A 24,274-nucleotide genomic window follows, 5' to 3' on the forward strand; every position below is an offset into this window, starting at 1 on the left:
TGATACCCCTTCCCCACCCTTTGAGGAGCCTCCATGAGCGACATTCTTCATCAGGCCGACCAGCAGCAGTTCATCTGCGTGGTGGACGGCAAGACCTCTCGCCTCAGCTACCGCATGCTGGACGCAACCACGGTGGACGCCTGCAGCACCCAGGTGCCGTCCGAGCTGCGCGGGCAGGGCATTGCCGACAGGCTGGCGCGCCGCTTCTACGACTGGACCCGGGCAGAGGGGCTCACCATAGTGCCGAGCTGCAGCTACATAGATGTCTGGCTGCGCCGTCATGCCGGTTGAGGCACAAGCCCCCCGGGAGGCGCAGTTGCAAGCCCACACCGAGGCCCTGCTGCGGGCCGATCCCCTGCGCATGGCCTGCCTCTGGGCAGCGCGGGAGCTGGCCCTGCCGGACTGGGCGCTGGGGGCGGGCTTTGTGCGAAACCTCATCTGGGATCATCTCCATCACAAGGCCGAGCCCACCCCCCTCAACGACATAGATCTTGTCTATCTGGATCCGAGCGATCCGGAAGGTGCAGCCGAACGGGATCACGAAGCCTGGCTGGCGGAGCGTCTGCCCGGCCAGCGCTGGGAGGTGCGCAACCAGGCCCGCATGCATGTGCGCCAGCAAGTGGCTCCCTTTGCCAGCTCGCTGGCGGCGCTCGGCCACTGGGTGGAGGTGCCCACCTGCATCGGGGTCCGCCTGCTGGAAAACGATGAGTTCCAGTTGCTGGCACCCTACGGCTTTGGCCCCAACTGGTCCCTGCAGGTGAGCCCCAATCCCCGCTGCCGGCAGGAGAGCCGGATCTTCATCGACAGGATCAGGGACAAACAGTGGCAGATCATCTGGCCTGATCTGGTGGTGAACTGGCCATGACCGGATTGCAATGGGCCGACAACCTTGGGCACACTAAGGAAAAGCTGTTTATAACTCAATGGGTTAAATAATGCGCGACTTCTTCTCTCTCGAACGCTGGCTGCCGGGCCTCGCCGCCCTGCTGCAATATCAGCGGGCCTGGCTGATGCCGGATCTTCGCGCTGGACTCTCGGTGGCGGCCGTGGCCCTGCCCGTGGCCATCGCCTATGCGGAGCTCGCCGGGGTAGGCGCCATCGTCGGCCTCTACTCCTGCATACTGCCCATGGTGGTCTACGCCCTCTTTGGCACCTCCCGCCAGCTCATCGTCGGCCCGGACGCCGCCACCTGCGCCGTCATCGCCGCCGTGGTGACGCCGCTTGCCGCCGGGGATCCCACCCGCCAGTGGCAACTGGTGATGACCATGACCGCCATGACCGGCTTCTGGTGCCTCATCGCCAGCCGCTTCAAGCTGGGGGTGCTGGCGGACTTTCTCTCCCGCCCCATCCTGATGGGGCTGCTCAACGGGGTGGCCATCACCATCATGGTGGGTCAGCTCTCCAAGATCTTCGGCTTCACCTTCAGCGAGCGCTATCTCATCGAGCGGATCCTGAATGGCACCGACTACATTACCCAGACCCATCTGCCCACCCTGGCCATGAGCCTGACCGCCCTGCTCACCCTGCTGCTGGCCAAGCGCTACAAGCCATCCTGGCCCTCCTCCATGGTGGCCATGGTGGTGACGGCGGCCCTGGTGTGGGCCCTCAATCTCGGCCAGTTCGACATCGCCACCCTGGGGGCCGTGGGCTCGGGCCTGCCCGCCTTCCAGATGCCGGAATTCCCCCCCGGCCTGATGCGCGAGCTGGTGCTGCCAGCGCTCAACCTCGCCATGGTGAGCTTCGTCTCCATGATGCTCACCGCCCGCAGCTTCGCCGCCAAGAACGGCTACGAGATCGATGCGGACAAGGAGTTCAGGGCGCTGGGCATGGCAAACCTCGCCTCTGCGGTCTCTCAGGGGTTTGCCATCAGCGGGGCGGATTCACGTACCGCGGTCAACGACGCCAATGGCGGCAAGAGCCAGCTGGTCTCCATCATAGCGGCCGCTGTGATCGCCCTTATCACCTTCTATTTGACGGCGCCGCTTAAGTTCATCCCCACCGCCGCCCTCGGGGTGGTGCTGGTGATGGCCTCCCTGTCGCTCACCGATTTTCGCGGCCTCTGGGCCCTGCGCGACTCGGACCGCGCCGCCTTCTGGCTGGCCCTCATCACCTTCATCAGCGTGCTGACCATGGGGGTGATCCCGGGGATCACCCTGGCGGTCTTGCTGGGCCTGTTCCAGTTCCTGCGCAACGTGATGCGCCCCACCGATCAGCTGCTCGGCATGGACGACGAGGGGGTGGTGCGCACCCTGGGGGACAACGAGCAGGCCAAGGCGATTCCCGGCATCCTGGTCTATCGCTTCAACTCGCCGCTCACCTACTTCAACGCCCCCTACTTCAAGCGGCGGGTGCTGGCGCTGCTGGTGCAGGATCCCCATAATCCCAAGTGCCTGGTGGTGGATGCGGTGGCCTGCTTCACCCATCAGGACATCAGCGTGATGAGCATGGTGGGGGAGCTGCACAAGGAGCTCAGACGCCGTGGCATCCACATGGTGATGGCCGGTCGCCACGGCCAGATGACCCAGTGGCTCAAGCAGGCGGGGATCCGGATAGGCGACGAGGGGGTCATCCTCAGTCCCGACATGTATCAGGCCCTGCGCATGACCCGCTGCTATCGGGAGCCGGTGTTCAAGGATGACGAGGTGGTGGAGAGCACCACGGATACCCTGCTCTCCCGCTGGCCCCAGGACGACGAGCTGCCGGACTCGGCGCACCTCACCCGGCCCTGCGAGCAGGAAGCGGGCGCCACCCCGGTCTGACGGCGCCACCCAGCGAGAGGGTGCCGGGCCGGCCCGTCCCCCTCTTTGCTCAGGGCAGGATTGCACCCCGCACCCGCTTGGTGTTAAATGCCCGTCCAGATGGCGCTGACGAGGGCCATCCCCAGTATTTGGACATCCCATGCAGACTCAATCCCACACGGGCCCGGGCTCCCTCTTCGCCCTGACCTGGCCACTGTTCATCGATCTCGCCCTGCACTTCCTGACCGGGGCCCTCAACACCTTCATGGTGGGCCACGTCTCCTACCAGGGGGTGGCGGCGCTGGCGGTGGGCAACCAGGTGTTCGACCTCGCCATCACCCTGTTCAGCTTCGTCAGCATAGGCACCAGCGTGGTGATCACCCAGTACCTGGGAGCGGGGGATAGGGAGAAGGCCCGCGTGGTCATCCACACCGCCATCGGCTTCAACCTGCTGGTGGGGATGGTGGCCGCGGTCGGGGTCATGGCCGGTGCCAGCACCATGCTGGCGCTGATGAACCTGCCCGCCCACCTGATGGGGGATGCCACCCTTTACCTGCAGATCATCGGGCTCTGCCTGCTGCCGGAGGCGGCGGCGCTCTGCCTGGCCGCCACCCTGCGCGCCCATGGCCACACCCGTCAGGCCATGTACGTGACCCTCATCGTCAACCTCATCACCTTCGTCGGCAACCTGCTGCTGCTCTACGGCTGGTTCGGCCTGCCCCAGCTCGGGGTCGCCGGGGTCGCCATCAGCACTGTTGCCGGGCGCATCGTCGGCGTGGTGCTGCTGGTGTGGCTGGTGGCGCGCAAGACCGGCATACGGCTGCGACTGCCGGAGATCCTCCGGCCAAGCCGCGCCATGCTGGACAAGGTGCTGCACATCGGTCTGCCGGCGGCGGGGGAGAACCTCTCCTGGATGCTGCAGTTCATGGTGGTGACCGCCTTCGTCGGCCTGCTCGGCGACAAGGCGCTGGCGACCCAGTCCTACTTCTTCCAGATCTGCCTGTTCATCCTGCTGTTTGGCCTCTCCATCGGCCTTGGCAACGAGATCATCATCGGCCACCTGGCGGGGGCCCGTCGCTTCGAGCAGGCCTATCGCCAGCTCATCAAGAGCCTCAAGCTCGGCCTCATCGTCACCAGCCTGATTGCCCTCGCCGCGGCCCTGAACGGACGCGCCATCATCAGCCTGTTCACCGACGACGCCGACATCATCACCCAGGTGGCGCAGCTGTTCCTCATCAGCCTCATCCTCGAACCCGGCCGCACCTTCAACCTGGTGGTGATCAACGCCCTGCGCGCCACCGGGGATGCCCGTTTCCCGCTCTACATGGCGCTCGTCTCCATGTGGGGCATTGCCGTTCCCCTCGCCTATTTCCTTGGTATCATGCAGGGCTATGGCCTGGTAGGCATCTGGTTGGCGCTGGCCTGCGACGAGTGGGTTCGCGGTCTGGCCATGTTCTGGCGCTGGCGCAGTCGTCGCTGGCAAAACAAAATTCTTGTCGAAACATAAGCGGAATCACAATGAAGAAAATCGGACTCTTGTTGGCGGCCATCCTGCTCAGCCCGCTCGCCATGGCACAAACCGCTCCGGCGGCCCCCAAGGCGCAAGCCCCCCAGACCTGGTACGTGGCCCCCATCGTCATCGACCAGACCAGCGAGGCGCAGAAGGCCCTGACCAAGGACTTCATGGCCCAGATGATCAAGACCATCAAGATCAACGAGTACCAGACCGGCAAGGCGGTGGGCAAGCACAAGGATCCCAAGTGGCTGATCCGCACCAAGCTGGTGCCCGCAAGCACCGACCCCCTGGTCGGCAAGAAGCATGCCCAAGGCCTGACCTACGGCAAGGGCATCCCCACCCAGGAGATAGTCGGCGAGCTCATCATGAACGGCACCCTGGTGGCCCATGTGGGCCAGGGCTGGCGTGAGCCCATAGTGCCGGGCACCCCGGTGGCCGAGAAGATCACCATAGCCAACTACCAGTACGCCATCGGCAACGAGGCCAAGGCCCCGGATCTGGAAGAGCTGGCGGCCCAGATAGGCTTCGAGGTGGGCAAGGTGATTGCCCGAGGCGGTCAGCCCCTGCCCGAGAAGAAAAAGAAAAAAGAGTAAACGCCACACCTGTTACCAAGAAGGGGCCTTGCGCCCCTTCTTGCTGCCCGCCCGGCGGCCCTTGGCTGTCATCAAAGAGTCACAACTGTGAACAGGATCCCGATTCCCACCTCTCTGCCCTCCTCATAAATCACTTATCTGCTTGTGATTCAATCAGTTAAAAATCATCCGCCAGATGCAGCAAACCCATTGCCCCAAATTGGATCGGGATCACATTTATCTCCCGGGGTAAGGGGTAGTTTGAAGGTCAAGGCACAATCAAACGACACCAAGGAGGCTTCATTACATGTTCCCGGAGTACAGAGATCTCATCTCGAAACTGAAGAGCAGTGATGTCCATTTCCAAAAGAAGTTTGACTTGCACAACGACCTGGATGCGGAGATCAGGAAGCTGGAAAAACATCACGCCAGCGATTACAGCTCCGAGGTGAAGGATCTGAAAAAACAGAAACTTAAACTGAAAGAGGAGATATACGACATCCTCAAACAACATCCACACTAGACGCCTCGACGAATACCCGGATAAGCAACTTATCCCCCAGCCCGGCTTAAAGCCGGGCTTTTTATTGCCCGCTCACGACGGTGCGGGGCAGACCATGTCAGGGCGCCTCTTGGTATTGCGGACCGCTACCGGCTTACCTACCGCCAGCAGGGCACGCGCCAGTGGCAGCCCGAGCCAGCCCGCCCCCAGAATGCCGCTAGGCTGTGTTCTCAAAATGCTGGTTTTCTCTCCACCAATAGTTCCCGTAAGTAACGAAGGCAGAAAGCCAGCTTGATAAAGGCTGCAAAACTTCCCGCCAGCTTTTCATACCTCGTTGAGAATCGGCGAAACTTCTTCAGCCATCCGAAGCACCGTTCGACCACATTTCTCCTACGATAACGAGCTTTGTCTAACACCAGTGGACGTCCCTTATGGTGCCGTTGCTGGTCGCTGCGTTGCGGGATAACCGCTTTTATCTTTCTGCGCCGGAGTTCTGCCCGCAGAGCCCTGCTGCTATAGGCCTTATCTGCGGCAAGATGCGTTGGCCGCGTGCGATAACGGCCTGATGAAGTCGGGATCCTTGCCATGGCCAACGCACTTGTCGCATATCTGATTTCCGCTGATTGCCCCGGCGAAAGGCAGAACCCCAGCGGTAAACCATTACCATCAGTGACCAAGTGAATTTTGCTGCCAAAACCACCACGAGAGCGACCAAGAGCTTGATTCACCGGAGTGTTTTTTTACGCGCTCCGGCAGCATCTTTGGATGCCCTGACATTGGAGCCGTCAATGCACCACAGGTCGAAGTCGATAAGCCCTTCTTCATTGAGATGCAGTTGCAGTGCCGCAAGGATGGCATCGATGCGGCCTGTGCTTTGCCAACGTCGAAAGGAGTTGTAGACCGAGTTCCATGGGCCGAAACGTTCTGGCAGATCTCGCCAAGGTGCACCGGTGTGAAGTATCCAGAGAATGCCATCAAGCACTTGGCGTGGCTCACGAGTAGGGCGTCCGCTTATGCGGTGATGTGGAAACAGGGGCTCGATAAGCCCCCATTGTGCATCGGTTAACTGATAGCGACGGGACACTACATAGGTCTTAAGCTGTTGAGAAGATGTGAGATTATATCTTCATCACTTTAAGAACACAGCCTAGCCCCGGTTATATGTTGTTCTGTCATCATCCCTTCTCCTGCTTGACGCTATTTGCCCCGCAGCTTACCTGCCTTGGTCGGAAAAGGAAGCCTTAACCTGCAGATAGATAAATGCCACCGATATAGTGACATTATTTTTTTAGAAACGAATGATTACAATGTATTTTTTTGTTTTTTTTAAAAAAACACCATTCGTTCTAAGTCGCAATTAAGTAACAATTTAATATTTACCTCATGATGTTAGAATTTTCATAACATCTTTATAATCCATTGGTTCACCACCACTATTTCTAAATGTGTAAATTTTTCTAGAATTTTCCCAACTAGAGCCTAATGAAACATTGTAGTTAGCTTTCCAGTATTCTTTTGTTGCTACAAAGGAATCTGAAGGAGATGCTGCAGTAATGATGCTGATAATTTCCATTGCCATCATAGAGATTTTTTCAACAATTCCACTGGAGTATTCATGTGCAATTGACTCTATATTTAAATGTATACATAGATGACAAAAATGAGTTGATGTGTAATTCTCAACACCATATACATATTTTAGAGAGTCTACCATCTCCAAAAAATTCAAATTTAAGAATGAGTTTGGATTTTTGTTGGCCAAAACAAGCTCAAGATGAAATAATCGTGAGTTAGGCAATATCGGACTAGGAATAACTTCCGGGTAGCTAATTACTTCACCACAGATATAAAAATATTCCTCTGGAATATCAAACATATCATTCCCAGTAATAGCGATCATATGCCTTGCTTTATTTGGATCTAAAATTTCCACTCCAGATAAACGTAATAGTGCCGACTTGATATTTTGTTGGCCATGCTCAAATTCTATTTCATCAGGCAACCTTAACACAGATGCGAAACCATCCTTACTTCTTCCTCGCGTTTGAGATGGATAGCCCAGTAATGAAAAATGTAGCCAACCACAAACAATATGCTTTCCGTCAACCCAATCAATATGTTCATCTGGTTCTGGTATATGTTCAAAAGGCCAAGATTCAAATTTCTCAATCAAGCAAAAAATCGATTTTTCCCATCCAGCTTTAAGTCGCTCTTTTGAAGCAAGCTTTTCTAACTGCGCTTTCCAACCAACTCTAGTTTTTATTTTATAGTCTAAACATACATTCAATTCTTGATTATATAACCTGATATAGCCAGCCTCTGTAACGCGAGCATCATTAACACCAGTCCAATCAGCTTGACCATCCACGCTAATGAAGTCTAATTCTCTACCAATGTAACTTTCGGTAACGATATAAGTACTTGGACATAAATCCAGATCGATCTCTGTGCCTTCCTCATCATTGTTTCTAGCCGCAATATATGATTTTCCAAATCGAAGGCTAAAACCGCATAGTTTTTCTTTCATCCAATCCAACAGCAAATAAACAACTTTATTCTTGAACGATTCAATTGATGCTAATGAGTCGAGCCCTTCCACAACCAGTTGAGAAAATAAAAATATATATCCCCCACCCTCTTCAATGGTTAATGGTAACGGTGCTTTGTAAGGCTCAAAGCGGTCCGTATCCATTCTGCTTGCTAATATTCTTATCTTAAGATTTGGAAAAACATCTTTGAATTTCTCCTCTAAAACCACCAAATTATCTTCGCCAGCATGCTCTTTAATTACATAAGGTAGATCATCTACGTGCTCTCTAACAAGAAATGGAATTCGAACAGAAGGCTCTCTTTTACAGATAGACTCGCCATCAAACCATATAGACCTAAGTAATGGACTTTCTAAAACTAACAATCCAAGCTCATCACCATCTATGAATGACAACTGGAGATTTGGATAATTATCAAGGTACTCTCTTTTGGCTTGGGGAGAAATTTTTGCATTGGTTATAAATAAACCTTTTGAATAGTTAAATTTAATCAAAGCCATTGGTAGCTCAGATAACTCCCTAGAACTGCATGTCTTTTCACCATCTTCATGATATTTACATTGAACTAATGTTCTCTCACCATCGAGCTCAGCATAGAGATCTCTCCCCCCATCTCCAGGCCCGTCTGTTTTGTGTATTTTGGAAAACCCCTTTGAAAACAACAAGTCAGAAACAAGATCAATTAATATTCTGGAATCTATATTTTTCGTTATTAATTCCCTGATGTTTTCATAGCCTTTGTACCCCATATAAGTAAAACCTCCTAATAACAAAACCTCAAAGTTTTATGAAGGAAAAACTCCACATTAACACCTTATACTATTTTCATCTAATGTATAAGTAATAAAAATATTTCTTTCATGAGGGCATTTCATTAAAACTTTAACTGTAAAGACAGATGCAAAATGAAAACTTCGATTTTCAACACTCTGCACTCACTATACATATAAGCGGGCCAATGGCCCGCTTGGTTATATTTCACTCACCTATCCTCACACCGGCGGATGGAAATGGCTGGCCTCGCGGGTAGCCATCTCTTCGTAGGTGGCCCACTTCTGCCACGCCACTTTTTGCGCCACCTGCATCAGCCGTTCGGCCTCCTCCGGATGGCTCTGGGCCAATACCCGATAACGGGTCTCCTCCTGCCGGTATTCAGCGAGGGGGATGGAGGGGCGCAGGCTGTCGAGACTGAAGGGATTCTGCCCCGCACTGCGCAGTACCGGGTTGTAGCGCATCAGCGGCCAGTGACCGGAGGCCACGGCGCGTTTTTGCTGAGTCAGGCCAAACTCCATATCGATGCCGTGAGCGATACAGTGGCTATAGGCGATGATCAGCGACGGACCCGGATAGGCTTCGGCTTCACGCAAGGCCTGCAGCGCCTGCTGCGGGTTGGCACCAAAGGCGATGCGGGCAACATAGACGTTGCCGTAGGAGATGGCCTGCAACGCCACATCCTTCTTGGCCAGCGTCTTGCCCCCCGCCGCAAATTTGGCGACGGCGCCGAGCGGGGTCGATTTCGACATCTGGCCGCCGGTGTTGGAGTAGACCTCGGTATCCATCACCAGCACGTTCACATCGCGACCGGAGGCGAGCACATGATCGAGCCCCGCCGAGCCGATGTCATAGGCCCAGCCATCGCCGCCAATGATCCAGACCGAACGGCGCACCAGCTGATCGATAAGCGACAGCAGTTCGCGGGCCTTGCCGGATTTCACCTCTTCCAGCCGCTCGCGCACTTGCGCCACCCGGGTGCGCTGGGCGCGGATCTCCGACTCCAGCCGCTGCGGGGCAGTGATCAGGGTATCAACCAGCGCTTCCCCCAGCTCCCCCTTCATCGCCGAGAGGGCCGCCACCGCCTGACCGTGATGCTGATCGGCGGTGAGACGAAAACCAAAGCCGAACTCGGCGTTGTCCTCGAACAGGGAGTTGGACCAGGCAGGCCCCTTCCCTTCCGCGTTCTTGGCCCACGGGGTGGTCGGCAGGTTGCCGCCATAGATGGAGGAGCAACCGGTGGCGTTGGCCACCAGCATGCGATCGCCAAACAGCTGGGTCAGCAACTTGAGATAGGGGGTCTCGCCACAGCCGGCGCAGGCACCGGAGAACTCGAACAGGGGTTCGAGGAACTGGGTGCCGCGCACCGTGGAGAAATCCACCCGCTCGCGGGCAGGCCAGGGCAGGCTCTCGAACCAGCGCAGCGCCTGCTTCTGGCCAGCAAGATGGGGCGCCTTGTCCATCATGGTGATGGCGCGCTCGCCCTCGTGTTCCTCATCAGCCCCGGCCCGCACCGGACAGGCCTGCACGCACTGGCCGCAGCCGGTGCAATCCTCCGGATAGAGCTGCAAGGTATAGCGGCTGTCGGGGAACCCCTTGGCGGTAACGGGCACCGACTGGGCCGCCTCGGGGGCGGTCGCCAGCCAGTCATGGTGGTAGAACTTGGCCCGCAGCGCAGCATGGGGGCAGACAAAGACGCAGTTGCCGCACTGGATGCAGATATCCGAATGCCAAATCGGGATCTCGCGGGCGATATCCCGCTTCTCGAAGCGGCTGGTGGCGGTGGGGTAAGTGCCGTCCACCGGCAGCATGGAGACGGGGATCAGATCGCCGCGCCCTGCCAGCATCTCTCCTGTGACCCGTTGGACAAACTCGCTGCCACCCGGTGCCAGTGGCAGCGGATAGTCGCTGATCTGCTCCTCACCGGCCGGGATCGCCACCTTGCTTAAGTGAGCCAGGGTATCGTCCACCGCCGCGAAGTTGCGCGCCACCATCTCGGGCCCCTTGCGGGCATAGCTCTTCTCGATGCTCTCCTTGATCAGCGCAATCGCCTCGTCCCGCGGCAACACCCCGGCCAGCGCGAAGAAGCAGGTCTGCATGATGGTGTTGATGCGATTGCCCATGCCGTTTTGCTCGGCCACCCGATCCCCATCGATGCAGTAGAGCTGGATATTGAGGGCGCGAATACGTGCCCGCAGCCGCTCGGGCAGCTGGCCCCACACCTTGTCCGCCTCGTAGGGAGCGTTAAGCAGCAGGGTCGCCCCTTCGGCGGTGTGTTCCAGCAGATCCACAGATTCGACAAAGCCCCACTGGTGGCAGCCGATAAAGCTCGCCTGTTCGATAAGCCAGGGGGCGTCGATGGGCTCGGGGCCAAAGCGCAGGTGGGAGACGGTGCGCGAGCCCGACTTCTTGGAGTCGTAGACGAAGTAGCCCTGGGCATGGAAGCCCTCCAGCTCGCCGATGATCTTGATGCTGTTCTTGTTGGCGCCCACGGTGCCGTCGGCGCCGAGGCCGAAGAAGAGCGCCCGTACCCGGCTGACAGGCTCCAGATCACCGATGGGGTGCCAAGCCAGACTGAGGCCCGACACATCATCAACAATCCCCACGGTAAAGCGGGGGCGCGGCGCATCGGAGGAGAGCTCCTCGAACACCGCCGCGCACATCGCGGGGGTGAACTCTTTGGAGGAGAGGCCGTAGCGACCGCCACTGAGCCAGGGCAGCCGCTTGATAAGGCCGCGCTGCAAGCCGTCGATCAGCGCACTCTGCACATCCAGCAGCAGCGGCTCGCCCCCCGCCCCCGGCTCCTTGGTGCGATCCAGCACGGCGATGCGCCGTACGCTCTGCGGCAGCGCATCGAGCAGCGCCTGCACCGGGAAGGGGCGATAGAGGCGCACAACCAAGACCCCTGTCTTGCGATCTTGCCGGTTGAGCCAATCGACCGTGGTGCGGGCGGTGGCCGCCCCCGAGCCCATCAGCACGATGATGTCGGTGGCATCGGTTGCGCCGTGGTACTCCACCAGGTGGTAGTGGCGGCCGGTCAGCTTGCCGAGGCTCTCCATGCACTGTTGCACCCGCGCCGGCACCGCCTCATAGAAGGGGTTGACGCTCTCGCGGGACTGGAAGTAGGTGTCCGGGTTCTGGGCAGTGCCGCGCATCACGGGATGATCCGGGTTCAGCGCCCGCGCACGGTGGGCACGCACCCAGTCGTTGTCGATAAGGGCCCGAATTTCATCTTTGTGCAGCGCAGTGATCTTGTTCACCTCGTGGGAGGTACGAAAGCCGTCGAAGAAGTGGATAAAGGGCACCCGGCACTGCAGGGTGACGCTGTGGGCAACCAGCGCCAGATCTTGCGCCTCCTGCACCGAGCCGGAGGCGAGCATGGCAAAGCCGGTGCTGCGCGCCGCCATCACGTCCTGATGATCGCCAAAAATCGACAGCCCCTGGGCGGCCAGCGAGCGGGCCGCCACATGGAACACAGCCGAGGTCAGCTCCCCGGCAATCTTGTACATGTTGGGCAGCATCAGCATCAGCCCCTGGCTGGCGGTGAAGGTGGTGGCCAGCGCCCCCGCCTGCAGTGCGCCGTGTACCGTACCGGCCGCTCCCCCTTCACTCTGCATCTCCACCACGGTGGGGATGTTGCCCCACAGGTTGCGCTGCCCCTCCGCCGCCCAGGCATCGGCCAGTTCGGCCATGGTCGAGCTCGGGGTGATGGGGTAGATGGCACACACTTCGCTCAGCTGGTACGCCACCCGGGCCGCGGCTTCGTTGCCATCGACCATGATCAGTTCATGTTTCATTGGGACTCCTCAGGTTGGCGCAGCAGGATGGCGTGACAAGGGCACTGGTCATGACAGGCACCGCAGCCGGTGCAGCGCTCGGCATCCACCTGATAGCCTTTGCCCGGCCCCAGCTTGGCGATGGCCTGCTCGGGGCAGCTGCCGTAGCAGCCGTCGCACTCGAAGCAGTTGCCGCAGGAGTAGCAACGCGCCGCCTCGTAGCGGGCGGCCACCTCATCCAGCCCACCTATGATCTCGCCAAAGTCGTCTCGCGCCCACGCCGGTTTGATCGGCTGACTGCTGGCCGGAGCCTGGGTCTGGAACCAGAGCTGCAACTGCTGTGGCCCCACCAGCGGGTAGGAGAGCGGTTTGTGGTAGTGGCGACCGCGCAGCCAGGCATCCATATGGCGCGCCGCCTTCTTGCCATGGCCGGTGGCGATGGTGACGGTGCGCTCGGAGGGCACCATGTCACCACCGGCAAACAGACCCGGCACATCCGTCATCAGGTTCTCGCCAACCTGTACCACCCCTTCCTTGTTGACCCGCACGCCGGGAATACTCTCCAGCACCGAGAGGTCGACCTCCTGACCGAGCGCCAGAATGAGGGAGTCCGCTTCGAGGGTTTCAAACTGGCCGGTGGGCACCGGCTTGCCCTGCTCATCCAGCGCCATCACCTCCACTTCGATGCGGGTGTTGTCGAGCTGGCGAATGCTGCGCAGCCAGTTGATCTTGATCCCCTCCTCCTCGGCCTCAAGGGCCTCGAAGGCGTGGGCAGGCATATGATCCCGGTCGCGACGGTAGATGATCATCGCCTCTTCCACCCCGAGGCGACGGGCGGTGCGGGCCGCGTCCATGGCGGTGTTGCCGCCGCCATAGATAGCCACCCGTCGTCCCAGTTTGGGGGGCGGCAGACCCTGCTCTTCGGCGAGGCTCGCCTGCTCGAGGAAGCTCACCGCATCGAGGATCTTGCCCGCCTCCCGGGCCGGAATATCGACCCGCTTGGCCAGATGGGCGCCGATGGCCATAAAGACGGCGTCAAAGCCCCCCTCATCACGCGCCTTGAGCACGTCTTCCACCTTGTGGTTGAGGGTCAGCGTCACCCCGGCCGCCAGGATGCGGGCCACCTCCCTGTCCAGCACGTCGCGGGGCAAGCGGTAAGCGGGAATGCCGAAGCGCAGCATGCCGCCCGCCAGTGGCCCCGCCTCGCGGATCTCCACCCGATGTCCAAGCCGGTTGAGGTGCCAGGCGCAAGAAAGACCGGAGGGCCCGGCGCCGATCACCAGCACCTTCTTGCCGCTGGCAGGGGCAGGTGGCGCAGGCTGCCAGCCTTTGGCCAGCGCCTCATCGCCGAGGAAACGCTCGATGGCATGGATGGAGACGGCCTCGTCCACCTGGGCCCGGTTGCAGGCGCTTTCGCAGGGGTGATAACAGACCCGGCCATGGACGGCGGGCAGGGGGTTTTCTTCGATGAGTCGCTGCCAGGCCGCCTCGAAGCGGCCCGCTTCGGCCAGGGCAAGCCAGGCCTGGATGTTCTCGCCGGCCGGGCAGGCATGGTTGCAAGGTGGCAGGGCCGGTTGCCAGACGGGCAGCCGGGTGCGGACCGGGCCTGTTCCCGTCTTCTGGGAGAGATCCGGCTGTGGGGTCATATCCAGTTGTTTGCTCATACATTGCTTTCTTCTTGTTGGGTAACAGGCCCGCTCCGATGGCGCTTGATACCGCGTTGCCTGGGCAGACGGTGGCCGGAGAGGGAAGAAGCGAAAGCGTCAGAAACTGGAAGCTGGCTCGATGATGGGCCGTTTTTTGTACGACATGGTGGATCAGGATCAATAAATGTTGCGCTTTATGAGGCGTTTCCCCCGGGATACGACCCCGATCACATGGCGCCGTTGGCCTGCACCGATCAGGCGCCTCCTCGCCTGCCCCCCATGATGGGGGGCAAGAGAGGATTGCCGCACGGGGCAGGAATCGTTATCTTGCCCTCTTCACTGGAATCGCCACAGCACAAGGACCCTGACATGCCCAGCCTCGCCAGCATACATCTCTACCCCATCAAATCGACGGCGGGCATGCCGCTGACCCGTGCCCGGGTGACCGAGGAGGGGCTGCTGGGGGATCGCCGCTACATGGTGGTCAAGCCGGACGGCACCTTCATCACAGCCCGCACCCATCCCCAGCTGCAACTGGTGACGGCCACCCCGGTGGAGGGCGGCCTGCAACTGCGTTATCCGGGAATGGCGCAGCTCAGGCTGCAGGAAGCAGACTTCAGCCGCGCCCCCCAGGCCACAGGCGTCTGGGGCGACAGCTTCCATGCCCTGCACACCCAGTCCCAGGCCGATGAGTGGCTGAGCCGGGTGGCGGGGGAGCCGGTTCGCCTGCTCTGGCTCGGCGAAACCTCTGACCGCTTTCGGGAGAAGACCGGCACCCGGGTCAGCTTTGCCGACGGTTATCCCCTGCTGCTGATCAGCCAGAGTTCGCTGGATGACCTCAACCTGAGATCCGATGCCCTGCACCAGATGAGCCAGTTTCGCACCAATCTGGTGGCGAGCGGCACCCGCCCGTTCGAGGAGGATGGCTGGAAGCGGATCCGCATCGGCGAGGTGGAGTTTCTGGTGGCCAAGCCGTGCAGCCGCTGCATCATGACCACGGTGGAGGCGGGCACGGATCGCTTCAACGCGCTGAAAGAGCCGCTCGCCACCCTCACCCGCTACCGCCGTGGCGAGGATGGGGAGGTCTATTTTGGCCAGAATCTGGTGGCGCTGAACGAGGGCTGGATTGAGGCCGGGAGCGAGATCCAGGTGCTGGAAACCGCCCGTCCCCCCGTCTACCCCAATGCGGCGCCGAAGAAGCGGGAGCTGGTCTGCGTCGCCCGCGAGCCCCTGGCCCGGGATCTGGAGACCTTCTGGTTCGAGGCCGCCGACGGCGAGCCCCTGCCCGACTACCTGCCGGGCCAGCACCTGCCCATCAGCCTCGACATCAAGGGGGAACGGCAACAGCGCCGCTACACCCTGAGCTCCACCCCGGAGAGGCCCGAGCGTTACAGCATCAGCGTCAAGAAGCTGGCCGATGGCCGCATCTCCCCCTGGCTTCACCATGAGCTGCGCGTGGGCGATCACCTGCTGGCCGCCCCCCCAGCCGGCGAGTTTCACTTAGGCACAGAGCGCAAGCTGCTGCTGCTCTCGGCGGGCTCAGGCGTCACCCCCATGCTGTCCATTGCCCGCACCCTGGCGCTGCGCGGGGAGCTGGAAGATGTTCACTTTATGCACCTGTGCCGCAGCGAGGCCGACATTCCGGCCGCCGCCGAGCTGCACGCCATGAGTCAGGCAGGCATGCAACTGACCCTGATCCTGAGCCAGCCCGATGGCCACTGGCAGGGCATGAGCGGTCGCCTTGGCAAGGGGCACCTCGAGCAGGTCAGGGATCTACTGGCACGGGAGATCTTCCTGTGCGGCCCCCACGGCTTTATGAGCGAGGCGGCCAGGCTGCTGCAGGAGCAGGGGGTCGCCGCCGAGCGCATCCGCCAGGAGAGCTTTGGCGGGGCCATCCTCTCGGTGGCCCGTCCCCACAAGGCAGTGCAACTGCGCATCGGCGAGCAGACCTTCGCTGGCAACAATCAGGGCACTGTGCTGGATCAGGCCCACAAGCAGGGGGTGGAGCTGCCCTGGAGCTGCCGCGCCGGCATCTGCGGCAGTTGCAAGCAGACCCTGCTCGAAGGGGAGGTGGATCACCCGGACGCCCCGGCCATCACAGCCGCCGAGCGAGCCGCGGGCAAGATCCTCACCTGCTGCGCCGTGCCCCTCTCCGATCTGGTGATCAAATAGGAGGATGGCGCCGCACGGGTCGGCGCCATCATCGCAAAGCAAAACGGCTGCCCTGAGGCAGCCGTTTTCTTATCGTGTCTGGCAATCAGCCACGCAGGGCGGCGATGCGCTGCTCGATGGGCGGGTGGCTCATGAACAGCTCGCTCATGGAGCGCTTGCCGTTGATGCCGAAGGCCATCATGGTGCCTTCCATCTGCGGCTCGGCGCCACGGGAGAGGCGCTGCAGCGCGGCTATCATCTTGTCGCGACCGGCCAGCTTGGCGGCACCGGCGTCGGCGCGGAACTCGCGCTGACGGCTGAACCACATGACGATCATGGAAGCCAGCACGCCGAACAGCATCTCCAGCACGAACACGGTGATCATGTAGGCAAACCCACCGGAGCTGCTGCTCTCCTCGTCGTTGTTGGAGCTGAAGAAGTTGCTGATGACGCCGGCCACTATGCGGGCGAAGAACATCACGAAGGTGTTCACCACCCCCTGGATCAGGGTCAGGGTCACCATGTCGCCGTTGGCCACGTGGCTCACCTCGTGGGCCAGCACGGCTTCCGCCTCGTCACGGCTCATGCTGTAGAGCAGGCCGGAGGACACGGCAACGAGGGAGTCGTCGCGGCGGGCGCCGGTGGCGAAGGCGTTCATCTCGGGGGAGTCGTAGATCCCCACTTCCGGCATCTTGATGCCAGCCTCACGGGCCTGACGGGCGACTGTGCTCACCAGCCAGTGCTCTGTCTCGTTGCGGGGCTGCTCGATGACCTGGACGCCATAGCTGCGCTTGGCCATCCACTTGGACATCAGCAAGGAGATAAAGGAACCCCCAAAACCGAACACGGCACAGAACACCAACAGACCGGAAATGCTGGACTTGTTGATCCCCAGAACCGAGAACAGGATATTGAGTACCACCCCCAGCACCAGCATGACGGCCAGGTTGGTCACCAGGAATAGCATAATTCGCTTCATATTGACTCCTTGTGAGATATAGATGCATGGTTCGGGCCAATTCACAATCGACCCGATACCACACCTGCCCCCGATCATAGACAGACTCGATGAATGTTTGCTGAATGTTGGGCCTCAGAGCAGGGACGAGATGTCGAGACAATCGCGCAGATCCGCCTCGAGCGGCTGGTCAACGAAGGGGATCTCCCCCAGAAATGGGGCCGGCAACATGGCTTTCAAGGTGGCCAGGTTCTCCTGGTAGCGACTCATGTGCGGATCCACCCGATTGACCACCCAGCCTGCCAGGGTCAGCCCCTGATGGCGGATGGCGGCGCAGGTGAGCAGGGCATGATTGAGGCAACCCAGCTTGGCCCCCACCACCAGGATCACCGGCAGGCGCTCAAGGGCGACCCAGTCGGAAGCAGCTGCTGGTGATCGAGCGGCAAAAACCGGCCCCCGCCCCCTCGACTATCACCCGTTCGGCCCCGGCCCGCTCAATCTCCCGCAACCCGGCAGACAGGCCCGCCAGGGGTGCTCGCCCCCACCTCCCGGGCGGCTATGTGGGGCTATGGGGGGTTCGAAGGCGTAGGGGTTGACCGAGTCGATGGGCAGCGGGAGGCTGGCGGCCGCTTGCAGCTGCTGGGCATCGAGGTTGCGAAGCCCCTCCGGGGTGCGGGCACAACCGGCGGAGATCGGCTTGTAGCCGGCGCAGGGGATGCCCCGGGCGGCGAACGCCTGCAGCAGGGTACGGGCGACCAGGGTCTTGCCCACGTCGGTGTCGGTGCCCGTGATGAAATAGGATCTGACCATGATGATTCCTCAGCGCAGTTCAAGGTGGCGCTCTGGCACCACCTGGGTATCAATGATGGGCTTGTGCCGGGCGGCTCACCTCGCCCGGCCCAAGGCAAAAACGGGTGTTCCCGCAGCCGGTCAGCGGCGGACAAGGCGCCCGAGACAGACCTCATAGCTGGCGGCCAGCAGGCCGTCGGGCTGGCGGTGGCGCTCATAGGCTTCCCCGAGACGCCTCAGGCGCTGGCGGTTGCCCAGCCCCGCAGCCCTGTCATCATTGACCTGGCTGGCCCCTATGCCCTTGAGATCCCGCAGCAAGTCGTTGAGCTCCAGATAGGCGAGGGACCAGGTGACAGAGGTCAGCTCAGGCGCCTGAAAACCCGCGGCGCCAATGGCCTGCTGCAACTGGGGCAGGGCGAGGAAGCGGTTGACGTGGGCATGCCCGTCGACGGCGCCCCAGGCCTCGCGCAACTGCCAAAGCGACCCGGCCAGCAGGGTCGAGAAGAAGATCTGACCACCGGGCTTGAGCACCCGGTGGATCTCGGCAAACGCCTGGGCCGGGCGCTCGCACCACTGCAGGGCCAGGCTGGAGAAGACCCAGTCCAGGCTCTGATCCGCGAAGGGCAGCGCCTCCGCATCGCCGCACACCAGCCGGGCGCCGCTGCCACGCAGGGCGGCCTGCGCCAGCATGCCGGGGGCGAGATCCAGCCCGTGCAACTGCTGACAACGACCCGCCAGCGCGGGCAGGAAGAAGCCGGTGCCGCAGCCCAGATCCAGCCCGGCCCCCGGGCGCATCTCGTTCATACTCCCTTCGCCCATGCGTACCAGCAGCGCCTGCCCCACCTCCTGCTGGAAGCGGGCGTGGGCGTCGTAGTGACGGGCGGCGGCGCCGAAGCGACGGGCGAGCTGGGCCTTGTCGACCTGCTGGAAACGCTCATGCAGCATGGGCGCCTCCTCTCTGATCACTGGATGGGCAGGGACCCAGGGCCTCGAGCAGGCTATCCACATCCTGCTCGCGGTGGGCGGCACTCAGGGTGATGCGAAGGCGCGCCGTGCCGACCGGCACAGTGGGCGGGCGAATGGCGCTCACCCAGACACCGCGCTCCCGCAGCCGCTCGGCCAGTTGCAGGGCGGCACTGCTCTCCCCCACCAGCAGGGGCTGGATCGGGGTCTCGCTTGCACCCAGCGTCCAGCCGAGCGCCTGTGCCCCTTGCCGAAAGAGGGCTATAAGGCGAGCGAGGTGCGCGCGGGCCTCGTCGGCGGCGCGCACCAGCTCGATACTCTTGCTCACCGCGCAAGCCTGCGCGGCGGGCATATGGGTGCTGTAGACATAGTGGCGGGCAAAGTTGACCAGGTACTCCACCAGCTCGCGGCTGCCCCCCACGAAGGCCCCGGCCACCCCGAGCGCCTTGCCAAAGGTGCCCATCTGGATGTGCACGCTGGCCGGGTCCACCCCTTGCGCCGCCAGGGTGCCGCGCCCCTCAGGGCCCAGCACCCCGAGGCCGTGGGCATCGTCGATCATCAGCCAGTTGCCGCTCTGGGCTGCCAATGTCGCGAGTTCAGCCCAGGGCGCCTGATCCCCGTCCATGCTGAACACCCCCTCCGAGACGATCAGGCCCCGTTTTGGCTCAAGCTGACGCGCGAGCGCGACCATGTCGTTGTGGCCGAAGCGCTTCATCCTGCAGGGCAGCTGGCTGCCCATCTCTTGCAGGGAGGCGTGGTTGAGCCTGTCCTGCCACAGCAGGTGCTCCTTGCCGAGCAGGGCCTTGAGCACCGCCTGATTGGCGGAGAAACCGCAGTTGAACAGCAGCACAGCCTCCACCCCGAGCCACTCTGCCAAGGTCTCCTCAAGCTCTTGGTGGGCGCGGCTGTAGCCGGTCACCAGAGGCGAGGCGCCGGCGCCCGCGCCATAGCGGTCGATCCCCTCCTTGAAGGCGGCCTTGATGGCGGGATGATCGGCGAGCCCCAGGTAGTCGTTGGCAGAGAGGTTGAGGTAGTCGCGCCCCGCCACCCTGAGCCGCCCGCCGCTCGCCACATCCACAGGGGTGCGTCGGCGCAGCAGGGCGGCCTGCTCACGTTCGGCCAGGGCCTCCCCCAGCGCAAAGGGGCCGGTGACAACAGGGGAAATCATGGACGGACGGCACCTGCGCGGGAACGGGTGGCATCGTAGAAGAGCTCGCTCGGCTCGCTCTGGCGGCTCACCTCGGCCAGCAGCTCCTCTTCCTGAACCTGATCCGGCTTCTGGGCCCGCTGGGCGGGGCGGATGCCGAGGCGCTTGAACAGCTGCATGTCGCTGTTCTCATCCGGATTCGGGGTGGTCAACAGCTTGCAGCCATAGAAGATGGAGTTGGCACCCGCCATAAAGCACATGGCCTGCATCTGCTCATTCATCTTCTCCCGCCCGGCGGAGAGACGCACGTGGGAGGCAGGCATCATGATGCGCGCCACGGCTATGGTGCGGATAAACTCGAACGGGTCCAGATTCTCCTGGTTTTCCATGGGTGTCCCCTTCACCTTGACCAGCATGTTGATGGGCACGCTCTCCGGGTGGCGGGGCAGGTTGGCCAGCGCCATCAGGAGGCCCGCCCGATCCTTTGCCTGCTCCCCCATGCCGACGATGCCGCCGGAGCAGACCTTCATGCCGGCGCCGCGCACGTGCTCCAGGGTATCCAGGCGGTCCTGATAGGTGCGGGTGGTGATGATGTCGCCGTAGAACTCCGGCGAGGTGTCGAGGTTGTGGTTGTAGTAATCAAGCCCGGCAGCACCCAGGCGCGCCGCCTGATCCGCAGTCAGCATCCCTAGCGTCATGCAGGTCTCCATCCCCAGCCCGCGCACCTCCTCGACCATGCGCAGGATATAGGGCATGTCCCTCTCTTTGGGGTTGCGCCAGGCGGCCCCCATGCAGAAGCGCGACGAGCCGTTGGCCTTGGCCTCGCGGGCCCGCTCCAGCACCTTTTCCACCTCCATCAGCCGCTCGGTCTCGAGCCCGGTGTGGTAGCGGGCGCTCTGGGGACAGTATTTGCAATCCTCCGGGCAGGCGCCGGTCTTGATGGAGAGCAAGGTGCTCACCTGCACCTCGTTCGGGTCGAAATGGGCGCGGTGTACCGTCTGGGCCTGGAACAGCAGATCGTTGAATGGCAGGGCAAACAGGGCCTGGACCTCGGCGAGGGTCCAGTCGTGACGAAGGGCGTGGCCGCCCAGGGTGAGAGCATTCATACATGGCTTCCAGTTGTTATAAGTGGGATCCTGCGCCGCCATCCTGGGATGAAGGACCGCAAAAGCCGCCACCGGCCGACCTACTCGCGGTGAGGACTGGCGCCAAGTGGCTGAAATTGTTGGCTAGTGTAGAGAGCGCGCGTAGACTGTCAACACCGACCAGATCAAACCAATTGACAATAGAACACAAAATGACCAACCAAGAATTCGACCTGCACCACGTCTGGCACCCCTATACCTCCCTCACCCATCCCCTGCCCTGCTATGAAGTGGCCAGCGCCAAGGGGGTGACCCTCACCCTCAGCGACGGCCGTGAACTGGTGGATGGCATGAGCTCCTGGTGGGCCTGCGTCCACGGCTATCAGGTACCCGAACTCGATGCCGCCGCCACCGCCCAGCTCGGCAAGATGTCCCACGTGATGTTTGGCGGCCTGACCCATGCTCCTGCGGTGGCGCTGTGCCGCAAGCTGGTGGAGATCACGCCAAAGGGGCTGGATCGGGTGTTTCTGGCGGATTCCGGCTCGGTGGCGGTGGAGGTGGCGCTCAAGATGGCCCAGCAGTACTGGCACGCCAGGGGGACGCCCCGCGCCAAATTCGTCTCCTTGCGGGGCGGCTATCACGGCGACACCTTCGGCGCCATGAGCGTCTGCGACCCGGATGGCGGCATGCACGAGCTCTACAAGGGCTTCCTGCCGGAGCACCATTTCGTGACCGCCCCCAGCTGCCGCTTTCATGCCCAGTGGGACGAGAGTTGCGTGGTGGAGCTGGCGGAGCTGGTTGCCGATCGCCACGAAGAGATAGCCGCCATAGTGCTGGAGCCCATAGTCCAGGGGGCGGGCGGCATGCGCTTCTATCACCCCCGCTACCTGCAGTGGGTGCGCGCCCTGTGCGACGAGTTCGGCCTGCTGCTCATCGCCGACGAGATAGCCACCGGCTTTGGCCGCACCGGCCAGCTGTTTGCCTGCGACTGGGCGGGGATCAGCCCCGATATCATGTGCCTTGGCAAGGCGCTCACCGGTGGCTACCTGACGCTGTCGGCCACCCTCACCACGGAGCAGGTCGCCCGCACCATCTGTGACGGCAAGGCCGGGGTCTTTATGCACGGCCCCACCTTTATGGGCAATCCATTGGCTTGCGCAGTCGCCAACGCCTCCATCGATCTGCTGCTGGCCTCACCCTGGCAGGAACGGGTAACCGCCATCGAACATCAGCTGCGCACCGAGCTGGTGCAGCTGACCCTCCATCCGGCGGTGGCGGACGTGCGGGTACTCGGCGCCATCGGCGTGGTGGAGATGAAAGAGCGGGTGGACGTGGCGCGCATCCAGCGCAAGTTCGTGTCGCTTGGGGCCTGGATCCGCCCCTTCGGCAAGCTCATCTACCTGATGCCCCCCTTCGTCATCAGCCCCGAGGAGCTGCGGGTATTGACCCGCGCCATCCATGAGGCCATCACCAGCGGCGAATTCTGAGTCTGGATGAATAGGCTCTGCATGAGAATGCAGGGCCTTTTGGCTCTTTTTCATCAGAATGTGAGCGAGACACCAGAACCCGCCAGGCGAGGAGAGTAGACTGCGCGGGTTTTACCCAACAGATGTACCTTTCCCATGCGCCTCTCCATCACTGCCAAGATCAATTTCTTCCTGCTCTTCATCTTCTCCATGGTATTGGTGTTTTCCGCGGCCTATCAGGCGGTGCGCGAGCGCGACCTCATCCTGACCCTCATCAAGGAGCAGAGCCGCGAGCAGACCGAGGCCTATTTCGACGGCCTCAACATGCTGATGCTGACCGGCAAGATGGAGGCCCGCGACACCCTGCGTGCCAAGTTTCTCGATCACGCCCACGTGGAAGATGCCCGCATAGTGCGCGGGGCGCCGGTCAACAAGCAGTATGGGCCTAGCCGCGACAGCGAGGCCCCCAAGGACAGATTCGATGCCCTGGCCCTGGCGGGCAAGGGGAGCCTGGAGGTGGTGCACGACGGCACCCACAGCAAGCTGGTGGTGACTCGCCCCCTGCTGGCCAAGAAGGATTTTCGCGGCACCGACTGCACCAGCTGTCACCAGGTGGCGGAGAACACGGTGCTGGGGGCGGTGCGCTTTGACTACTCCCTCGACACCCTCTTTACCCGGGTCGAGCAGAACATACTCACCTCGGCCCTGAGCCTCACCCTCATCTTCGGGCTGGGGCTGCTGCTCACCCTCTGGGTCATACGCACCTGGATAGTCCGCCCCCTCAACCAGCTGACCCGCTCCATGGAGGAGGCCACCGATCTGCACGACTTCGGCCACCGGCTGGAGGGCGATGAAGGGGACGAGATAGGCCGGGTGGCCCTCGCCTACAACCAGATGCTCGACAGCGTGGAGCGCCAGCTCGGCAAGCGCCCCGCCCCCTCGTCCCAGGACGAGAAGCCGGCGGATCACGCCAGGTAATAAAACAGCAGGCTGGCGGCCAGGATCAGCAGCAGAAGGAACAGATTGACGCGCAGGGCATCCTCTTGCTGGCGGCTGCGCCTGCGCTCCAGCGCTCTCGTCCCAGGAGGAGAAGCCGACGGATCACGCCAGATAGTAAAACAGCAGGCTTGCGCTCAGGATCAGCAGCAGGAGGAACAGATTGACGTGCAGGGCATCCTCTTGCCGTCGGCTGCGGCTGCGCTCCAGCGCTCTCGTCCCAGGAGGAGAAGCCGGCGGATCACGCCAGGTAATAAAACAGCAGGCTGGCGGCCAGGATCAGCAGCAGGATGAATAGATTGACGTGCAGGGCATCCTCTTGCCGTCGGCTGCGCCTGTGCTCCAGCGCCAAGACCACCAGGGTCAACAGGCAGCAACCCCAGAGCCCGTGCACCAGCCAGGGGGTGAGGGCGGGATCCCACTCCTGGCGCACCTTGACCCCGCCATAGACCAGAAAACCGTAGGCCGTCTGCGGCCTGGCGAAGTGGTAAAGGGAGAGCAGGACGATAAAGCCGCTCCAGCAGAGGATCACCAGCCCCTGGAGAACCCGTATCCAGCCATCCGGCCCCCGCCTGCGTTCCTTCACTCTCACCCCCTGCCCAACCGACCGGATCCATGCAAGATTCATGGGGAAAACCCCGCAAGGGTC

Annotated in this window: 18 protein-coding genes and 2 pseudogenes; 9 read left to right on the plus strand and 11 right to left on the minus strand. The window is 61.5% G+C overall.

Annotation, left to right across the window (positions count from 1 at the left end; all coding sequences use genetic code 11):
• Positions 1 to 33 precede the first annotated feature (33 nt).
• The 6 genes from ACWPWQ_RS10625 (at position 34) to ACWPWQ_RS10650 (ending at position 5,349) form a co-directional block, all read left to right on the plus strand.
• A complete protein-coding gene (locus ACWPWQ_RS10625) occupies positions 34 to 291 on the plus strand; it encodes a GNAT family N-acetyltransferase (protein WP_202046346.1) in 258 nt (85 codons plus the stop codon).
• Entirely contained in the window at positions 281 to 865 is a 585-nt protein-coding gene (locus ACWPWQ_RS10630) for a nucleotidyltransferase family protein (protein WP_454009771.1), read from the plus strand. Before ACWPWQ_RS10625 ends, ACWPWQ_RS10630 begins: the two co-directional genes overlap by 11 nt.
• A gap of 70 nt (positions 866 to 935) precedes the next feature.
• Positions 936 to 2,759 carry a SulP family inorganic anion transporter gene (locus ACWPWQ_RS10635; protein ID WP_043131609.1) on the plus strand — a complete coding sequence of 608 codons (1,824 nt, stop codon included), beginning with the start codon at positions 936 to 938 and terminating at the stop codon, positions 2,757 to 2,759.
• A 139-nt stretch (positions 2,760 to 2,898) separates the two neighbouring features.
• Positions 2,899 to 4,245, plus strand: coding sequence for an MATE family efflux transporter (locus tag ACWPWQ_RS10640; RefSeq protein ID WP_454009745.1), 1,347 nt, complete (start codon positions 2,899 to 2,901; stop codon positions 4,243 to 4,245).
• A gap of 11 nt (positions 4,246 to 4,256) precedes the next feature.
• Positions 4,257 to 4,847, plus strand: a complete 591-nt coding sequence (locus ACWPWQ_RS10645; RefSeq protein ID WP_454009746.1) for a hypothetical protein — start codon at positions 4,257 to 4,259, stop codon at positions 4,845 to 4,847.
• A gap of 286 nt (positions 4,848 to 5,133) precedes the next feature.
• The gene (locus ACWPWQ_RS10650; protein ID WP_005313020.1) at positions 5,134 to 5,349 is read left to right on the plus strand and encodes a YdcH family protein; all 216 of its coding nucleotides are present in this window, start codon (positions 5,134 to 5,136) and stop codon (positions 5,347 to 5,349) included.
• Positions 5,350 to 5,469: 120 nt separating this feature from the next.
• Here ACWPWQ_RS10650 and ACWPWQ_RS10655 read toward each other — a convergent pair.
• The 5 genes and pseudogenes from ACWPWQ_RS10655 to ACWPWQ_RS10675 all read right to left on the minus strand — a co-directional run.
• Positions 5,470 to 5,565, minus strand: a pseudogene (locus ACWPWQ_RS10655) (SDR family NAD(P)-dependent oxidoreductase); the annotation flags it as partial.
• Positions 5,559 to 6,412, minus strand: a protein-coding gene (locus tag ACWPWQ_RS10660) for an IS5 family transposase (RefSeq protein ID WP_454008829.1) whose coding sequence is annotated in 2 segments (ribosomal slippage) — positions 5,559 to 6,070 and positions 6,070 to 6,412 — 855 coding nt in all. Because the reading frame shifts where the segments join, the coding sequence is not laid out codon by codon here. The pseudogene ACWPWQ_RS10655 and the gene ACWPWQ_RS10660, both read right to left, overlap by 7 nt.
• A gap of 297 nt (positions 6,413 to 6,709) precedes the next feature.
• Positions 6,710 to 8,626, minus strand: coding sequence for a restriction endonuclease (locus ACWPWQ_RS10665; RefSeq protein ID WP_454009747.1), 1,917 nt, complete (start codon positions 8,624 to 8,626; stop codon positions 6,710 to 6,712).
• Between the two features lie 243 nt (positions 8,627 to 8,869).
• Positions 8,870 to 12,445 (minus strand): pyruvate:ferredoxin (flavodoxin) oxidoreductase, encoded by a 3,576-nt coding sequence (nifJ, locus tag ACWPWQ_RS10670; protein ID WP_454009748.1) that lies wholly within the window; start codon positions 12,443 to 12,445, stop codon positions 8,870 to 8,872.
• Positions 12,442 to 14,088 (minus strand): NAD(P)-binding protein, encoded by a 1,647-nt coding sequence (locus ACWPWQ_RS10675; protein ID WP_454009749.1) that lies wholly within the window; start codon positions 14,086 to 14,088, stop codon positions 12,442 to 12,444. The genes nifJ and ACWPWQ_RS10675 overlap by 4 nt, the downstream gene beginning before the upstream one ends.
• A 351-nt stretch (positions 14,089 to 14,439) precedes the next feature.
• On the opposite strand from ACWPWQ_RS10675, the gene ACWPWQ_RS10680 reads away from it, so the two are divergent.
• Positions 14,440 to 16,242 carry an MOSC N-terminal beta barrel domain-containing protein gene (locus tag ACWPWQ_RS10680; RefSeq protein ID WP_454009750.1) on the plus strand — a complete coding sequence of 601 codons (1,803 nt, stop codon included), beginning with the start codon at positions 14,440 to 14,442 and terminating at the stop codon, positions 16,240 to 16,242.
• A gap of 85 nt (positions 16,243 to 16,327) precedes the next feature.
• Here ACWPWQ_RS10680 and htpX read toward each other — a convergent pair whose 3' ends face one another.
• From htpX to bioB, 5 genes and pseudogenes are all read right to left on the minus strand, one after another.
• Positions 16,328 to 17,200 carry a protease HtpX gene (gene htpX / locus ACWPWQ_RS10685; RefSeq protein WP_171269207.1) on the minus strand — a complete coding sequence of 291 codons (873 nt, stop codon included), beginning with the start codon at positions 17,198 to 17,200 and terminating at the stop codon, positions 16,328 to 16,330.
• 114 nt (positions 17,201 to 17,314) lie between these two features.
• Positions 17,315 to 17,989 (minus strand): annotated as a pseudogene (gene bioD / locus ACWPWQ_RS10690) (ATP-dependent dethiobiotin synthetase BioD).
• Positions 17,990 to 18,109: 120 nt separating this feature from the next.
• On the minus strand, positions 18,110 to 18,913 hold the full coding sequence (gene bioC / locus ACWPWQ_RS10695) for a malonyl-ACP O-methyltransferase BioC (protein WP_202046355.1): 804 nt from the start codon (positions 18,911 to 18,913) through the stop codon (positions 18,110 to 18,112).
• On the minus strand, positions 18,903 to 20,099 hold the full coding sequence (gene bioF / locus ACWPWQ_RS10700) for an 8-amino-7-oxononanoate synthase (protein ID WP_454009751.1): 1,197 nt from the start codon (positions 20,097 to 20,099) through the stop codon (positions 18,903 to 18,905). Before bioF ends, bioC begins: the two co-directional genes overlap by 11 nt.
• Positions 20,096 to 21,184 (minus strand): biotin synthase BioB, encoded by a 1,089-nt coding sequence (bioB, locus tag ACWPWQ_RS10705; protein WP_043131627.1) that lies wholly within the window; start codon positions 21,182 to 21,184, stop codon positions 20,096 to 20,098. The genes bioF and bioB overlap by 4 nt, the downstream gene beginning before the upstream one ends.
• Positions 21,185 to 21,375: 191 nt before the next feature.
• On the opposite strand from bioB, the gene bioA reads away from it, so the two are divergent.
• Together bioA and ACWPWQ_RS10715 are read left to right on the plus strand one after the other, a co-directional pair.
• The gene (gene bioA, locus ACWPWQ_RS10710; protein WP_454009752.1) at positions 21,376 to 22,650 is read left to right on the plus strand and encodes an adenosylmethionine--8-amino-7-oxononanoate transaminase; all 1,275 of its coding nucleotides are present in this window, start codon (positions 21,376 to 21,378) and stop codon (positions 22,648 to 22,650) included.
• Between the two features lie 135 nt (positions 22,651 to 22,785).
• A complete protein-coding gene (locus ACWPWQ_RS10715; RefSeq protein WP_454009753.1) occupies positions 22,786 to 23,607 on the plus strand; it encodes a HAMP domain-containing protein in 822 nt (273 codons plus the stop codon).
• Positions 23,608 to 23,866: 259 nt separating this feature from the next.
• On the opposite strand, the gene ACWPWQ_RS10720 is transcribed toward ACWPWQ_RS10715, so the two are convergent.
• The gene (locus ACWPWQ_RS10720; protein ID WP_247626885.1) at positions 23,867 to 24,211 is read right to left on the minus strand and encodes a hypothetical protein; all 345 of its coding nucleotides are present in this window, start codon (positions 24,209 to 24,211) and stop codon (positions 23,867 to 23,869) included.
• Positions 24,212 to 24,274: the final 63 nt, after the last annotated feature.

It is taken from the genome of Aeromonas sp. Marseille-Q7275 (genome assembly GCF_965119515.1).

Bases quoted from the DNA above. Each gene is read 5' to 3' on its own strand.
- bioB (WP_043131627.1), bottom strand. From the start codon at position 21,184: ATGAATGCTCTCACCCTGGGCGGCCACGCCCTTCGTCACGACTGGACC.
- ACWPWQ_RS10665 (WP_454009747.1), bottom strand. From the start codon at position 8,626: ATGGGGTACAAAGGCTATGAAAACATCAGGGAATTAATAACGAAAAAT.
- htpX (WP_171269207.1), bottom strand. From the start codon at position 17,200: ATGAAGCGAATTATGCTATTCCTGGTGACCAACCTGGCCGTCATGCTG.
- ACWPWQ_RS10650 (WP_005313020.1), top strand. From the start codon at position 5,134: ATGTTCCCGGAGTACAGAGATCTCATCTCGAAACTGAAGAGCAGTGAT.
- ACWPWQ_RS10645 (WP_454009746.1), top strand. From the start codon at position 4,257: ATGAAGAAAATCGGACTCTTGTTGGCGGCCATCCTGCTCAGCCCGCTC.
- ACWPWQ_RS10630 (WP_454009771.1), top strand. From the start codon at position 281: ATGCCGGTTGAGGCACAAGCCCCCCGGGAGGCGCAGTTGCAAGCCCAC.
- ACWPWQ_RS10625 (WP_202046346.1), top strand. From the start codon at position 34: ATGAGCGACATTCTTCATCAGGCCGACCAGCAGCAGTTCATCTGCGTG.
- ACWPWQ_RS10715 (WP_454009753.1), top strand. From the start codon at position 22,786: ATGCGCCTCTCCATCACTGCCAAGATCAATTTCTTCCTGCTCTTCATC.
- ACWPWQ_RS10640 (WP_454009745.1), top strand. From the start codon at position 2,899: ATGCAGACTCAATCCCACACGGGCCCGGGCTCCCTCTTCGCCCTGACC.
- ACWPWQ_RS10680 (WP_454009750.1), top strand. From the start codon at position 14,440: ATGCCCAGCCTCGCCAGCATACATCTCTACCCCATCAAATCGACGGCG.
- ACWPWQ_RS10635 (WP_043131609.1), top strand. From the start codon at position 936: ATGCGCGACTTCTTCTCTCTCGAACGCTGGCTGCCGGGCCTCGCCGCC.
- bioC (WP_202046355.1), bottom strand. From the start codon at position 18,913: ATGCTGCATGAGCGTTTCCAGCAGGTCGACAAGGCCCAGCTCGCCCGT.
- bioF (WP_454009751.1), bottom strand. From the start codon at position 20,099: ATGATTTCCCCTGTTGTCACCGGCCCCTTTGCGCTGGGGGAGGCCCTG.
- nifJ (WP_454009748.1), bottom strand. From the start codon at position 12,445: ATGAAACATGAACTGATCATGGTCGATGGCAACGAAGCCGCGGCCCGG.
- bioA (WP_454009752.1), top strand. From the start codon at position 21,376: ATGACCAACCAAGAATTCGACCTGCACCACGTCTGGCACCCCTATACC.
- ACWPWQ_RS10675 (WP_454009749.1), bottom strand. From the start codon at position 14,088: ATGAGCAAACAACTGGATATGACCCCACAGCCGGATCTCTCCCAGAAG.